The 14,725-nt window shown below is 40.5% G+C and carries 11 protein-coding genes; 6 read left to right on the top strand and 5 right to left on the bottom strand.

The window, feature by feature from the left end; genetic code table 11:
• The first annotated feature begins 21 nt into the window (after positions 1 to 21).
• The 4 genes from I6F54_RS13295 to I6F54_RS13310 all read left to right on the top strand — a co-directional run bounded on the left by I6F54_RS13295 (position 22) and on the right by I6F54_RS13310 (position 3,754).
• The gene (locus I6F54_RS13295; protein ID WP_165729342.1) at positions 22 to 723 is read left to right on the top strand and encodes a spondin domain-containing protein; all 702 of its coding nucleotides are present in this window, start codon (positions 22 to 24) and stop codon (positions 721 to 723) included.
• 10 nt (positions 724 to 733) lie between these two features.
• On the top strand, positions 734 to 1,468 hold the full coding sequence (locus I6F54_RS13300; RefSeq protein WP_024607274.1) for a spondin domain-containing protein: 735 nt from the start codon (positions 734 to 736) through the stop codon (positions 1,466 to 1,468).
• Positions 1,469 to 1,530: 62 nt separating this feature from the next.
• Positions 1,531 to 2,256: a response regulator transcription factor gene (locus I6F54_RS13305; protein WP_007580488.1), complete on the top strand. Its 726-nt coding sequence runs from the start codon at positions 1,531 to 1,533 to the stop codon at positions 2,254 to 2,256.
• A gap of 10 nt (positions 2,257 to 2,266) precedes the next feature.
• Positions 2,267 to 3,754, top strand: coding sequence for a sensor histidine kinase (locus tag I6F54_RS13310; RefSeq protein ID WP_007580487.1), 1,488 nt, complete (start codon positions 2,267 to 2,269; stop codon positions 3,752 to 3,754).
• Between the two features lie 43 nt (positions 3,755 to 3,797).
• Here I6F54_RS13310 and I6F54_RS13315 read toward each other — a convergent pair whose 3' ends face one another.
• Positions 3,798 to 5,972, bottom strand: a complete 2,175-nt coding sequence (locus tag I6F54_RS13315; RefSeq protein WP_197141728.1) for a S9 family peptidase — start codon at positions 5,970 to 5,972, stop codon at positions 3,798 to 3,800.
• A gap of 191 nt (positions 5,973 to 6,163) precedes the next feature.
• Between I6F54_RS13315 and I6F54_RS13320 the strand changes: the two genes are divergently transcribed.
• Entirely contained in the window at positions 6,164 to 6,634 is a 471-nt protein-coding gene (locus I6F54_RS13320; protein ID WP_024589627.1) for a DUF2721 domain-containing protein, read from the top strand.
• A 74-nt stretch (positions 6,635 to 6,708) separates the two neighbouring features.
• On the opposite strand, the gene I6F54_RS13325 is transcribed toward I6F54_RS13320, so the two are convergent.
• The gene (locus I6F54_RS13325; RefSeq protein WP_197141730.1) at positions 6,709 to 7,242 is read right to left on the bottom strand and encodes a S8 family serine peptidase; all 534 of its coding nucleotides are present in this window, start codon (positions 7,240 to 7,242) and stop codon (positions 6,709 to 6,711) included.
• Positions 7,243 to 7,253: 11 nt separating this feature from the next.
• Positions 7,254 to 9,593: a S8 family serine peptidase gene (locus I6F54_RS13330; RefSeq protein WP_197141732.1), complete on the bottom strand. Its 2,340-nt coding sequence runs from the start codon at positions 9,591 to 9,593 to the stop codon at positions 7,254 to 7,256.
• Between the two features lie 227 nt (positions 9,594 to 9,820).
• Between I6F54_RS13330 and I6F54_RS13335 the strand changes: the two genes are divergently transcribed.
• Entirely contained in the window at positions 9,821 to 10,273 is a 453-nt protein-coding gene (locus tag I6F54_RS13335) for a c-type cytochrome (RefSeq protein WP_197119554.1), read from the top strand.
• A gap of 89 nt (positions 10,274 to 10,362) precedes the next feature.
• Here I6F54_RS13335 and I6F54_RS13340 read toward each other — a convergent pair whose 3' ends face one another.
• Positions 10,363 to 13,482, bottom strand: coding sequence for an efflux RND transporter permease subunit (locus I6F54_RS13340; protein WP_197141734.1), 3,120 nt, complete (start codon positions 13,480 to 13,482; stop codon positions 10,363 to 10,365).
• Positions 13,483 to 13,494: 12 nt separating this feature from the next.
• Positions 13,495 to 14,673 carry an efflux RND transporter periplasmic adaptor subunit gene (locus I6F54_RS13345; protein WP_007580481.1) on the bottom strand — a complete coding sequence of 393 codons (1,179 nt, stop codon included), beginning with the start codon at positions 14,671 to 14,673 and terminating at the stop codon, positions 13,495 to 13,497.
• Positions 14,674 to 14,725: the final 52 nt, after the last annotated feature.

The following is a 14,725-nucleotide window of genomic DNA, read 5'->3' on the forward strand; positions in this document are numbered from 1 at the left end:
TCATCACTTACAGGAATAATAATGAAAACTTCTACATTAACAATTGCAATTCTTTTAGCGGCAGCTAGCCAATCGACTATGGCCGCAGAATTAGACCTAAAAGTTACTAACCTAACCAAGGGTATTCACTTCACTCCACTGTTAATTACAGCACACAACAGCGAAGACACACTATTTGAAGTAGCAACAGAGGCATCTACAGCATTACAAACAATGGCTGAAGGCGGCAATATTGCAGAGCTAGTTGCACAAGCAACTGCAGCGGGCAGTGATATGGCTGCAAATCCAGCTGAAGGTTTACTTGCACCAGCCGCATCTACAACGGCAACACTAACAACTACTGACGGTAACGAGTACCTATCTTTAACTGCAATGATGCTACCAACTAATGATGGCTTTGTAGGCTTAAACAGCTGGAAAATCCCAACAGAAGCGGGTACTTACACAATTAATTTAAATGCTTACGATGCAGGCACAGAACAAAACAATGAGCTTGTAGTTGAAGGCTCTGGCGCTCCAGGTACTCCGGGGATTCCTGCGGCTCCAGGTGGCGACGCTGGCACTGGCGGTACAGGTATATTAAGTGGTGATACAAATACAAGCATCCATATTCACCCAGGTAGCTTAGGCGATGACGATTTAGAAGCGGGTAATAGCGATTTAAGTAATACAGTACACAGATGGTTAAACCCAGTAGCGCAATTAACCGTTACAGTTAAGTAGGAGCATGATTATGTCATCTGCTAACAACCTTAAAAAAAGTCTACTAGTGCTTGCACTTGCAACCACACTTGCAGCGTGTAGCGATAATGATAACGACCCAGTTGTTGAAGAGCCGGTCGTTGTTGAGCCAATTGTTGTAGAACCTGTGATCAGTGAGTTTACTATTACTTTTAGTAACTTAACTGCAGGACAGCCTTTGTCACCACTCTCTGTCATTGCTTTTGAAGATGAAGCACCTTGGACATTCGGTACAACAGCTTCTGTTGGTTTAGAAATGCTTGCAGAAAGCGGTGCAAATGAAGAATACCTCAGCTACGAAAGTGCACTTGCTGCAGTTTCAGCTGAAGGCGCTATTGGCCCTGGTGAAACCACCACAGTAATCATTACTGTTGAAGAGCAAGAAACGCTTAATTTGTCATTTGCTGCCATGCTTGGGAATACAAATGATGCTTTTACCGGTCTTAGTTCTTTAGATGTATCAACATTAGAAGTTGGCGGCTCGTTATCACGCACTACGACAGCTTATGATGCGGGTACGGAAGCAAATACAGAAACAGCTGAAACTGTGCCAGGTCCTGCCGCTAGCGGTGAAGGGTTTAACGAAATACGTGACGATACAGCCGATATAATAACGATGCATCCAGGCATTGTTTCAAATCAAGATGGATTATCTACATCAGCACTTGGTGTTGAACATAAGTTTGATAACCCAGTATCGAAAATAGTAATTACGCGCACGCAGTAACGTTCCAGCTTGTAATGGGGAAGTAAGGGAGCACGGATGCCCCCCTTTTTACGAGGTAATACATGCGTCACGAAAAAATATTAGTAGTAGAAGATGACAGAGAAATAGGTAAGTTAATTACCACGCAGCTAACGTCGCTTAACTTACATGTTGATCATGTTGTAAGCGCAGAACTTGCCTTAAAAAAAATAGCTAAGCATCCCTACGGACTTATTTTACTCGATATAAACTTACCCCAAATGGATGGTTTGAGCTTATGCCGAAAAATAAAAGAGCATTACCCAACTACCTCCGTAATTTTACTCACCGCGCTTAGTAGCGATATGGACAGAGTTATTGGCCTTGAAATGGGCGCCGATGATTATATTTGTAAACCCTTTTTTGCACGCGAATTACAAGCCAGAGTAAAAACCCAATTACGCCACAGAGCACAACTACTCGCTAGCCAAAATAACGACAACTCCCCCGTTGATAGCGAACAAACACTAAATGTAGGCTCACTCAATATAGAATTTAGTTCGCACCAAGTGTATTTAGGCAAGCAAGCCCTTAACCTTACCGCCACCGAATTTGATTTACTCGTTTACTTTGCACGCCATCCTAATCATGTTTTTAGCCGCCAGCAGTTACTCGATAAAGTATGGGGTTACCAACACAGTGGTTACGAGCACACGGTTAATTCACATATAAACCGCTTACGTGCCAAGCTAGAAGAACACCAACAAGCGCCTATCATCGAAACAGTTTGGGGTGTTGGTTACAAACTAAACCCTAGCCAACTCAATTAAGACACCTATTATGAAATTATCTTTGTATCAAAAATTAGCTATATCGCTAGTCGTGATTTTTTGTTTTATTTGCGCCCTAGTTTACGGCTGGAGCAAGCAATTAGAACTGACTTCAAAACACCACGCCGAACAAAATCTGCACTTAGCGTTAGCGGAACATTTAGTACAAGATAACCCATTAATAAAAGAAGGGGTTTACGACTATAAAGCGCTTGAAAACCTCTTCCATACCTTAATGTTATTAGGCCCTGCGTTTGAATTTTATTTTGTAGACGAAACCGGAAAAATTCTTACTTACTCAGCAAAGCCGGGTAAAGTTAAACGCACGCATATTAGTTTAACGCCTTTAAAAAGGCTGATTAACGACCCAAGCGCTGCACCTATTTATGGTGATAATCCTCGTAATAAAGAGCAACAAAAAATATTTTCAGCCGCGCCAGTATTTAATCAAGATAAGCTACAAGGTTATTTATATGTAATTATTGGTGGTGAGGCTTACGATACCTCACTAAGCACTGTAAAAAATAATGATAAGTTATGGCTAGCTGCTTTATGGCTTGGCTCTGCACTCGCATTTTTATTTATTGCGATGCTAATTTTACTACGTTTTTTTACCAACCCAATTCAGCGCTTAGCACGCGATGTTAGTAATATTGAAGCCGCTAACTACAGCCTTACCGACACCAAGCTAAGTAACTATTCAACGCAAAAAAGTAACGAAGTGCATAGTTTAGGGCGAAGTATTCAAGCCATGTTAACGCGTATTAATGAGCAGTTTAAAGCGCTTGAACAAGGCGATAAACAACGCAAAGAGTTACTAACTCACTTATCGCACGACCTACGTACACCACTTGCTTCACTGCAGGGATTTTTAGAAGTATTAAATCAGTCAGGCGAGCAGCTAAGTAAAAAAGAGCAGCAAGAATACTTGCAGGTATCGCTTAATAATTGCGGGCAATTAAAGCTACTCATAGAGCAAATATTTGAACTTGCTCACTTAGAAAATGGCGAAATAAGTATAAATAAAGAAACCTTTAATTTAGGTGAACTCATTTACGATTGCATGGCAAAATTTAGTTTAGCCGTTGATAAAAAAGGCATTAGTTTGTCGGTAGAACCTGCGATTTGTGATTTTCCTGTGGTTGCCGATATAGCTAAATTAGAGCGCGTATTAAGCAACTTAATTGATAACGCAATTAGGCATACCCCTCGTGGCGGCAGCATTGCAGTACATGTAAAACGCAGTGACGATAATCAACTATTTGTGCATGTATCAGACACGGGCGTAGGCATAAAAGAAGATGAGCTGAATGCTATTTTTGATCCGCACTACCAAGCAAGTAATTCTAATAAAGAAGGGCGCCAGCAAGGTGGTTTAGGATTGGCTATTTGCAGAGGGTTATTAAAACTGATGGATAGCGAAATTTACGTACAAAGTGAAATTGGTAAAGGCACTATGTTTAGCTTTAACTTGCCACAAAAAAAGGTGCTTTCTTAAAAAGCACCTTACATTTTTTGTTTATTTTAAATATATAAATTAATTACTTTTTAATACCCGCTAAATCAAGCATAAATGCATAGTTTAGCGCGGTATCTTCTAAGCGTTTAAAGCGACCCGATGCACCACCGTGCCCTGCTTCCATATCTATTTTAAACAATAACTTATTGTCATCAGTTTTATAGTCACGCAGCTTAGCAACCCATTTTGCAGGCTCAAAGTATTGAACTTGTGAATCGTGCAAGCCAGTCGTTACCAACATATTAGGATATGTTTGCTTAGATACTTGGTCGTATGGCGAGTAAGACAGCATGTAATCGTAATACGCTTTTTCGTTCGGATTACCCCATTCGCCGTATTCATTTGTTGTAAGCGGAATACTCGCATCAAGCATCGTTGTTACTACATCTACAAACGGTACCGCAGCAACCATGCCTTTATAAAGCTCAGGCGCTTGGTTTGCTACTGCGCCCATTAATAAGCCACCAGCACTGCCACCTAACGCAAATATTTCATCTTTTGCGCCATACTTTTGAGAAACCAGTGCTTTAGTTACGTCAACAAAGTCGTTAAACGTATTCTTTTTAGTTAGCAGCTTGCCATCTTCGTACCAAGGACGACCTAGCATTTGCGAGCCACGTACATGGGCAATTGCAAATACAAAGCCACGGTCTAACAAGCTCAAACGTGAGCTTGAGAACGTTGGATCCATGGTTGCGCCGTACGACCCATAACCATATTGCAGTAGCGGATTAGTGCCATCTTTTTTAAACGCATCTTTACGGTAAACTAAACTTACCGGTACTTTTATGCCATCGCGTGCTGTTACAAAAATACGCTCTGAAGCGTAATTGTCAGTATCAAAATCACCTAACACAACCTGTTGCTTAAGAAGCGTTTTATCGCCAGTCGCTAAATCTACATCGTACGATGAGCTTGGAGTGGTCATGCTTGTGTAGTAAACACGTAACGTGCTGCTATCTATATCGTTATTGCCATAAGTACCAATTGTATAAGCGCTATCGTTAAAGCTCAGTGGTAACTCTTTGCCTGTTTTTAAATTACGCGCAATCAACTTTGATTGGCCCATTTCACGCTCTTGATAAACTAAATAGTCATTAAATAAATCAATGCCTTCGAGTTTAATATCATCGCGCGCTGGGATCACACTTTGCCAATTAGCCTTGTCGCCTGCTTTATCAATATCAACTTTCATCAGCTGAAAATTTACAGCATTTAAGTTAGTTACAATGTAGTAAGTATTCCCTAGCTTCGAAATATCATATTCAAGCCCTGCTTCGCGCTCAATTAAACGCTTAGGCATTGCTTTAGCATCATCAGCACTTAATACAGATACGCCTGATGCAGCCGTGCTACTGTGCCAAATATAAATCTCTGACTCGTCTTTACTCTTACTCATACCCATGTAATAGCTGGTATCAGTTTCTTCGTAAATTAGCTCATCATCAGCTTGCGGTGTACCTAACGTATGACGATACACTTGGTAACCTAACAAGGTTTGTAAATCTTTTTTAATGTAGTAAATCGTTTTATTATCGTTTGCCCACACAATGCCACCGTTGGTGCCTTCAAGTGTGTCTTCGAGTAATTTACCGGTAGTTAAATCTTTTATTTTTACGCTATAAATACGACGACTAACAGTATCTTCGCCATAAGCCATTAAATTGCCATTCGGGCTTACATCTAAACCACTTACTGCATAATAATCATGACCTTTAGCAAGCTCATTTACATCTAAAATAACTTGCTGATCGGTACCTGCAAAATCGCTGCTGCGTAAGTAAGTCGTGTACTCGTTATCGCCACGTGTTTGTGTTGAGTAAAAATAATCACCGTTTTTAACTGGGACCGAATCATCGTCTTTTTGAATACGCCCTTTTAGCTCTTTAAACAACTCACTTTGCAGCGTTTTAGTATGTGCGAGCATTGCATCAGTGTATGTGTTTTCAGCTTCTAAGTAGTTAATTACCTCAGGTGCTTTACGCTCGTCATCACGCAGCCAATAGTAATCATCTATGCGTGTGTCACCATGAATAGTCATTTCATGTGGCACTTTTTTAGCAACAGGGGCTACAGCTTGGGCTACTTGAACCGTTTTAACTTGTGTATTACTTTTTTTGGTTTCTTCAGGGGCTTGATTACAGCCACTTAAAATAGCGAGCGATAGTGCTGCGAGTGCGAATGGAGTACGTTTCATCAGTCAAAGTCCTTGTTGTATTTTTATTTTTTATTAAGTAATTAAATATACCTAAAAATAACCTATGTTGTGATTTAGTTTGTGAAGCTATGTAAAGTAAATCAACGTAATTCCTCTTTTCTTAATAAGCCTACATCAGGTACTCTGTAGATATATAAATCACTTTTAAGCTCAACTGATTAAGGGTAGTAATGAATAGCGAAGTAATTAACATTTTAACTATGGCAAAAGTAATTCAAACGGCCGTTGCTCCCGTATTTTTAATCACAGGTATAGCAGCAACTTTAGGTGTTTTATCTAATCGCTTAGCACGAATTACCGACAGAGCGCGCTTATTGGAGCGAAGATTAAAAGTAAATACAGATGACGATTTTAATAAGTCGCTAGCAACAGAACTGCGCGCTTTATTAAAAAGATCTCGATGTATACATATTGCTTTTAGTTTAAGTGTATTAAGTGCCTTACTTGTATGTGCTGTGGTTATGTTTTTATTCTTGTCGCACATTCAATCAATTAACTTAAGCGTGACCATTGCTTGTTGTTTTGTAGCAGCAATGGCATTACTTATATGTGCATTTATGTCGTTATTAGGCGAAGTATTTTTAGCAACGCGCAGCATGCGTCGCGGGATGATATTTGCAGATATTGATATAAACGATTAATTTTTTATAAAAAAACCCCGAGCAACTAATGTTGCTCGGGGTTTTTATTAAATAAGCTTATTTAATAAAATAACTTATTGTGCAGTATAAATCGTCTCTAGCACTTCAATTCTAGCTTCTTTAGCATAACCTGAAGCATTTAACTGCTCTGCTGCAACTAAAATATCTTGTCCATCATTCACTGCTAAAACGGCAATCTTAGTACCAGGAAATACAGACACCACTTTTAATCCAGCCGCTGCAGCAATGTCGCTAGCAGTAATACCATCTTTTAAAAGTACCGTAATATTACCCGATAAAGAACTTAAGCTATTAGTTAAAACGTTACGTACCAAAGTTCCTTTAGTTACTAAATCAGATTTACTTGCAACGTCTACAACTGCCATATCGCCTTTTTGCATAACTACATGCTCATCGGCAACAACACTTGAAGGCACTAGGCGCAAATTTCTCTCTACTTTATAAGAGCCAAAGTCAGCTTTAGTATACTTGACACTAGACACTTGTTTTTTTGGTAATTGAACCCTTTCATCAAAGCTTGTGTTTGCCGAAGCGCTTAAAGAAATACACGCAGCAGTACTTAATACAATTAATTTATTTATTTTCATTTTCATAATCCTTACTCTTGACCTGCGTGACCGAATGCGCGTAAAGACACACCCTCTAAAATACTCGCTGAGCTATTGTTAGTAATACCCGTGATTACGCCACCAAAAATATTATCCGGAGCATCACTAAATGTATAACTATTTGCACTTGTATCTAGTAAACGAACCGTCCAAGTACCTTTAGTCGACTCACCATAAAACGCATTTGAAAGCATTACAGCATCTTTTAAAACATACCCACTACTGAACCCAGTTGAAGTATCGTATGCTGGGTATAGCATCGCTTGTTTAGAGGACAGTAATACACTACGTGTACCCGCTGGCGATGTAACTTCTATAGCTAAATCTGTTCCGGCTGAAGTTTGTGTACCATCGCTTAAGCCAAAGCCCATCTCAGCATTACTTACATCTAACTTAAACTGCATTGCTTCAATGCTTAGCTCTTCAGTCACTTCAATTTCTTGTGTAAGACCCGTTGCATTGTTATCTGGAATTTCTAGTGCAAGTGCGTCTTCAGCAATTACTGAACCAACACCGCTCCACTGAGTAATAACTTGTTCACCTAAAGCAACATCGTAAGCCTTCGCCATAGAAACCGCAGCTCCAGCATCAGCACGACCAAAACCATATAAGTTATTGAAGTTATAACCGGCAGAGTTTTCAATCCAACCGTCGTGTGCAACAAATTCGCCTTCACCAACTGTTAATTTAACAGCAGCATTATCTGCATCAATTAAAGTGCTAGTTGATGCAAGGATATGGCGAACGTCACGCCATGTTAAATCTGGATTAGCCGAAAGAATTAACGATACCACACCCGATGCATTTGGCGCAGCAGATGATGTGCCATTAAACGTTGAAGTATAGTTACAGCTTGCATTGTCTGCATGGCCTGGGTAGTTAAATGGATATTGACTTGCAGCAAACTCTTCACCGTAAGCTTCAGCCCATGCTGCAATAGAACCACCATTGAAACCTGAATAACCATTAATACACGTCATTTGATCTGTTGTTACCATTGCAGGTGCAAAACGACCATACTCACCCGCTGGAGCCGACACCATTACGTTAGCACCCGCTGTAGAATAGCTAGTATGCTTCCCGTTCGCATTTACTGCAGCAACACTCAAGTAATAAGGATGCCCTTGGCTTGGCTCAAAAGCGCCATTGTAACAAGTTAAACCTAAGTCATTTGCACCATTATCAGCACAAAACGAGCCTTCTCTGTCGCCATCAATGAATGAGTTACCACTAGATTTCATGTTTAGCGCACCTTTACCATCACGAAGGTTAAGGTTAGGGTAGGATTCAATTGCTTCATCTAGTTCTGAATAGCCAAAGAATGCAGGGAACGTAATACCGTAACTACGGTTAAAGGCTGAAATATTTTCAGACGTACTAATACCACTACCAGGGAAGCCATGAGCAAGTAAATCAGTTTGTGCTACTTTATCTCCACCAAGGTAGTTCATACCGATTAAGCCAGCATCAGGTGCAACACCACGGCCGCCTTTGCCATTCCAACCTTTTGCTGCAATTAAGCCGGCAACACTTGTTCCGTGGTCACCACTGTTTGATGTACTTGTAGGGTCTGTACGATCTAGCGCTTCAGCGTTAAGGTTTAAAGAACGATTTGGTAATACGTTATCTACTAAATCTTCGTGGCGAATTTCCATACCCGAGTCAACAACAACAGCAGTTACACCAGCTCCTGTAACGCCTTGAGCATAAGCGGCTGTTACATTCATATCTTCACCAGCAACCAACCCTGTAGCTTCTGCATTAGCAAAACTAGCATCAACACTTGCTTGCGCTTCCTCTTCGGTATCACCGAATAGGCTTACGTATAAATTAACTAAGCCCTGCTTCATTTCATCACTTAATGAGTATGCTTTTTGGCCTGTATTATTTAGGTGCCATTGTTGATTTGCTAATGGGTCACCAACAACTCCTGAAATGTTTATTTGCGCAGAAGCCGCTTTACCATTTGCGTTTACAGTGTAATCAATAACTGCATCATCATCCGACATTGGAACATAAGTAAATGATGTTCCCTCTACAGTTAGAGTGCCGTGACTAAATGTGAATACGCCATCTTCTGCAACCACTGCTTCACCATTTTCAGTGAAGCTAAATGTAAGTGCATCACCATCGTTATCGCTGGCTTTAAATTCTGCAGTAACAGGGATCCATTGTTTTAAATCTGCAACAACAACATCACTCGCTTTAGGCGCTACGTCAGTAACTAATGGTACGCTGCTTTTATTATCGTCATCACTACTTCCACAACCAGAAAGTGAAACCACTATTGCAGCAGACAATGCTGACATTTTAAAAATATTATTTTTCATAAACTCTCTTTGTTAGTTATTTTTATGATGGGGGGGGAAGTTACACAACAGGAATCAAAATAACAACGAGGTGTTTACAGTCATTAACAATAAAGACAATAGATGTAACGATAGGGTAATCGTTGTATGCTTAGTTAAAGAAACAATGATTAAGCACATATATTAACTTGAACATTCAAAGAAGCTAATATAGAACAGGATTAACAATTACTTTAAAAGGGGCAAACATGAAATTGAAAAAAGTATTAGCAGGTATAGCATTAGCTACATGTGCACTTAGCGTATCGGCAAATTCTGCATTTAAAGAACCAAGTGACGCGATTGAATACCGCCAAGCAGCGTTTTCAATGATCTCAGTACAAATTGGTGACATGGGCGCAATGCTAAAAGGTAAAGTACCTTTTGACGCAGAGCAATTTAAAATGCGTGCTAACAACGCTGCTACACTTTCAAAAATGCCATGGGAAGCGTTTTACGAAGGGACAGATAAAGGCGACACAGCTGCACTTGCTGCTGTTTGGGCCGAAAATGCAACCTTTGTTGAAAAAGCGAATGCTTTTGCAGCAAATGCAGATAAGCTAGCGTTAGCTGCTCAATCGGGCGATAAAGCCGTAATTGGTAAAGCTTTTGGCGCATGGGCTAAAGGCTGTAAAGATTGCCATAAGCAATTTAAAGATTAATTATTGTTGTAGCCAGTTTAACAACAATAAATAGATAATAAAAAGCACTGAGCGTTAATAACGGTCAGTGCTTTTTTGATGCTTTATATTTACGAGACTTTAGCAGCTCGGCTTTTAAAAGGGCGCTTAAATAACGCACCAATATCACCTAGAATAATATATAAACACGGCACTAATATAAGCGTTATTAACGTTGCAAACATAACAGCAAAGCCAAGTGCTACTGCCATAGGTATTACAAACTTAGCCTGCAGGCTTGTTTCAAACATAATAGGTAATACACCAGCAAAGGTTGTTATAGACGTTAATAGTATTGCTCTAAAGCGGGCACAACCGGCTTCTATTACTGCATTTTTAACGCTAACACCTTCGCGGCGAACTTGGTTAACGTAATCGGTCATTACAAGTGAATCATTTATAACAACACCTGCTGCGGCAATTAAGCCAAATCCCGACATTAAGCTCATATCTAAATCAAACCAGTAATGACCCCAAATAGCCCCGGTTAAACTAAACGGAATAACCGACATTACAATAAGCGGTTGTGAATAGCTTTTAAGCGGCACAGCTAGCAGTATGTATACTAAAATCATTCCGCCAATAAAAAACATTATTTGCTCATTAGCTTGAGCTTGCTGCTCTTCTATTGCGCCACCAAGCTCTGATTTAACACTTGGGAATTCTTCTATTAGCTGTGGCAGTAGATTTTCTTTCACTTGCTTAACCACTTCGCCTGGCTCAATTTGCTCTTCATCAATATTGCCATAAACATACACGGTACGGTAACCACCTTCGCGGCGTATATAGCTAATACCTGGCGTTTCTGTTAGCTCTACTACATCACCAAGAAGTACTTCTCGCCCTTGTGGGGTAGTAACAACGGTGTGTTTAAGCGATGAAAATGCCTCACGAGTCAGCTTAGGGTAACGTACCATTACGCGTACTTCTTCGCCGTTTCGGATTACACGCTGTGCTTCGCCACCATAAAAACTAGCACCCACTTGATTTGCAATGCCGGCTAAATCTAAGCCTAAATCGTAAGCAACGGGTTTAAGGCTCATTTGCACTTCTTTGCTCGCAGGATCTATGGTTGAGCTAATATCAAACAACCCTTTTTGCTGTTGAAGTAATTGAATAAAACGACGACCCGCTTGATTTAAAGTATCTATGTCTGAGCCATACAGTAAATAGCCAAACTCGCCGCCGCCATTACCACCGCCACCAACATCGTCTTGAATAGTTAACGACTTAATACCAGCAATAGTCGGCATAGCCTCACGCCACCGGCGAGAAAGCTCAAATGCATTGTATGGACGTGAATCTTCGTCAACTAATGGAGCTAGTAACTGCGACTCGGTTCTGCCTTGATTAAATACCAATACATCACGAATAATTTTTTGACCAAATTCACGTTCAGTCTCTTCATCGACTCTAAGTACCATAGCTTCTATTTCACGAATAGCAGCAATGGTTTGTAAGTCAGAAACGTTGTCGTTCATTTCTACTTGAATTTGTGGAAAGTCGTGCGGCACTTTAGGAGTTGGAACTGTACGTACTTTATTAGACGTAATAAGTGCAATACTAATTATAAACATTGCAATAAAAGCAAACAAAACAGTCCAGCGCCAATCAACACACTTAGCAATAAAACGTTTATATGGGCCATTTACGAAACCAAAAAAGCGTGTATTGAAGCGATCGCGCCAACCACCTTTTTTAATCGGCGAAAAGTGCGTATGAGCAATGTGAGCTGGCAGTATCAGCTTTGATTCAATCAAACTAAATGCTAAACACAGCATTACTACAACGGCTATACCATAAAAGAAGGCACTTTCTGGCCCGCTCGACATTGTGAATGGTGCAAATACAGCAATCGTTGTTAACACACCAAAGGTTGCTGGGGTCGCGACTCGGTTAGCGCCACGCACAACATTTTCTACACCACCGCCGCTTTTTTCAACTTCGGTGTAGGCAGCTTCCCCTATCACTATGGCATCATCCACCACTATGCCGAGCACCATTATAAAAGCGAATAACGAAATAATATTAATGCTAATGCCAAATAGTGGCATCATCATCATGGCCCCTAAAAAGCAAACAGGTAAGCCAATCATTACCCAAAGCGCTAGTTTAAAACGCAAGAATAACGACAACATAATTGCCACCAAAATGGCACCTTGAAACAGGTTAGCTTTCATCATATCAAGGCGAGCATTTAGGTAGTAGGTCATATCCATTAATGGCTCTAATCGAATACCTGGCGGTAGCTGCTTATTTTTTTGATCAATAAACGCTTTAACCGAATCCGCAACGGGAATCATGTTTTGCTCTTGCGTTGCTTTTACCGATAAATACACCGCGTTTTCGCCATTAAACTTAAAGTAGCGCTCACCTTCGGTAAATTGATCTTTAATAACTGCAATATCTTGCAGTAAAACTTTAGCGCCATACTCGCCAATTTTTACCGGAATTTGCCTAAACTCTTCACCCGAGTAAAACTGATTCTCGACGCGAACAGAAATAACACCTGCGTCTGTTTTTAGCTGCCCCGCCGAAAAGTTAGCTGAGTAACGGCGTACCGCATTCATCACATCACTAAGGGTTAGATTATATTGGCGCAGCGTATCGGGCTCTATTTCAATTGCTATTTCATCAAGAGGAACATCGTTTACCACTAACGACACGTTAGATAACTGTAGTAACTCATCCTCTATTTGGTTTGCTATAGGCTTAAGCTCTGTAAGTGGTAAGTCAGCAACGAGCGTCATACCTATTACGTCTTGCCTAAACTCAACCTGACTTATGGTGACCGGTTCCATACCCGCCGGAAAAGTCGCAATACCATCAACACGCAACTTTACTTTATCAAGCACATCGGTAAGTTTTGCATCGGTGTTTATTTCCAGGCTGGCTGTACCGCCATTTCTAAATGCGCGATACACGCCTTTTTTAATTTCGGTTATATCTTTAAGTGACTCTTCAACTTTTATAAGAATACTTTCTTCTATTTCCTGAGGAGAGGCACCTGGGTAATTAGCCTCAATATTAATGTAGTTAATCTCTACATTAGGAAACATTTGACGCTGAATCGTAAAGTAACTTATAGCCCCCATAATAATGATAAAAAACATCATTAAATTAGCGGCTACTGAATTATTAGCAAAGTAGGCAATTAGCCCTGTTTGTTTTTGTTGTATTGACTCGCTCATAACTATTACACCCTACAGCTGTTGCGTGTTTGAAGTGCTCGTTTCTGAGCTTTCAGGTTTTGCAGCGACACCTGCAATTTTAACCTGCATTCCTTTTTGCGGGTATTCAGGTAAAGTAATAACGAGTTTGTCATCGGCATTTAAACCACTGCTAATATAAAAATACTCACCCTCTTCACGAATAACCGTTACTTTGCGAGGCTCTAGTTCTTGATTTTCGTTTACTACCCACACAGTTTGATTGTTAACTAAAGCTTGCGGTAAACGGTAAATATTATTAAGCATTGCACCTGCAAAATTCACCTGTACGTAGCTGCCAAACTTAATGGCTGGTTGTATGTTTTTAAGACCGTATGGGTCTTCTATACGCACTACTAGACTACTCATACGCGTAGCGTTATCAACAATCCCTAGGTCGCGGTCAATTACACCTTCACGGGTGAAGCTGTTTAGGCCCTTTTGAATAATCGTCGCGGTAATGCCTTTAATACGCTCTGGCAAAAAAACGCTATCGAACCCTGCGATAGGAATAATCACTTCAGCAGTTTCAATATTATTGAGCTCAGCAACTTGCGAACCCATAGTGACAAATTGACCAACACCTACATTTCGGCTAATAACCAATGCATCGTAAGGGGCTGTAACTTCACAATTATCTAAGTCACGTTGTGCACGTTTTAATGCAGCTTGCGCCGACTTTACAGATGCCTGCGCACTTAACACTTGAGGCTTACGTAAAAATAAGTCGGTACGCGCTTTACTTGGAAAACGCTTTGCTTCATCTGCGGCTACTTGAGCTTGGGCCTGCTCTTCAATTAAGCCTGCTTGTGCACGAGCAATTTCTGCCTCTGCAACAAGTACTGCTGCTTCGTAGTTGTCTTTTTCGATAGTAAATAACGTTTCACCGCGAGCAACGATGCCGCCGGCTACAAAATTAGGATGCCAACTTAACACTTCACCCGACACCTGCGCCGAAAGCTGTGTACTTTCAAGAGGCTTTACTTCACCGTAGCTATTAATAATAACTTGATGATCGTTTGCAGCCACTGGCTCAACTTGCACTGTTGGACGAGTATCAATTACTTCTTTTTTTTCTGGCTCTTGTGCAATGGCATTTATTCCCATAAAGCCAACAACACCAACAATTAGCGCTACAAATGGAAAAACCCATCTAAGTGAATTTGTTTGCATATCCTATTATCCCCAAAATTCTATTAACGTCATAATACCAGAGCCACATGAA

The organism is Pseudoalteromonas sp. SWXJZ10B (assembly GCF_015864475.1).
GTDB lineage: Bacteria > Pseudomonadota > Gammaproteobacteria > Enterobacterales > Alteromonadaceae > Pseudoalteromonas > Pseudoalteromonas arctica.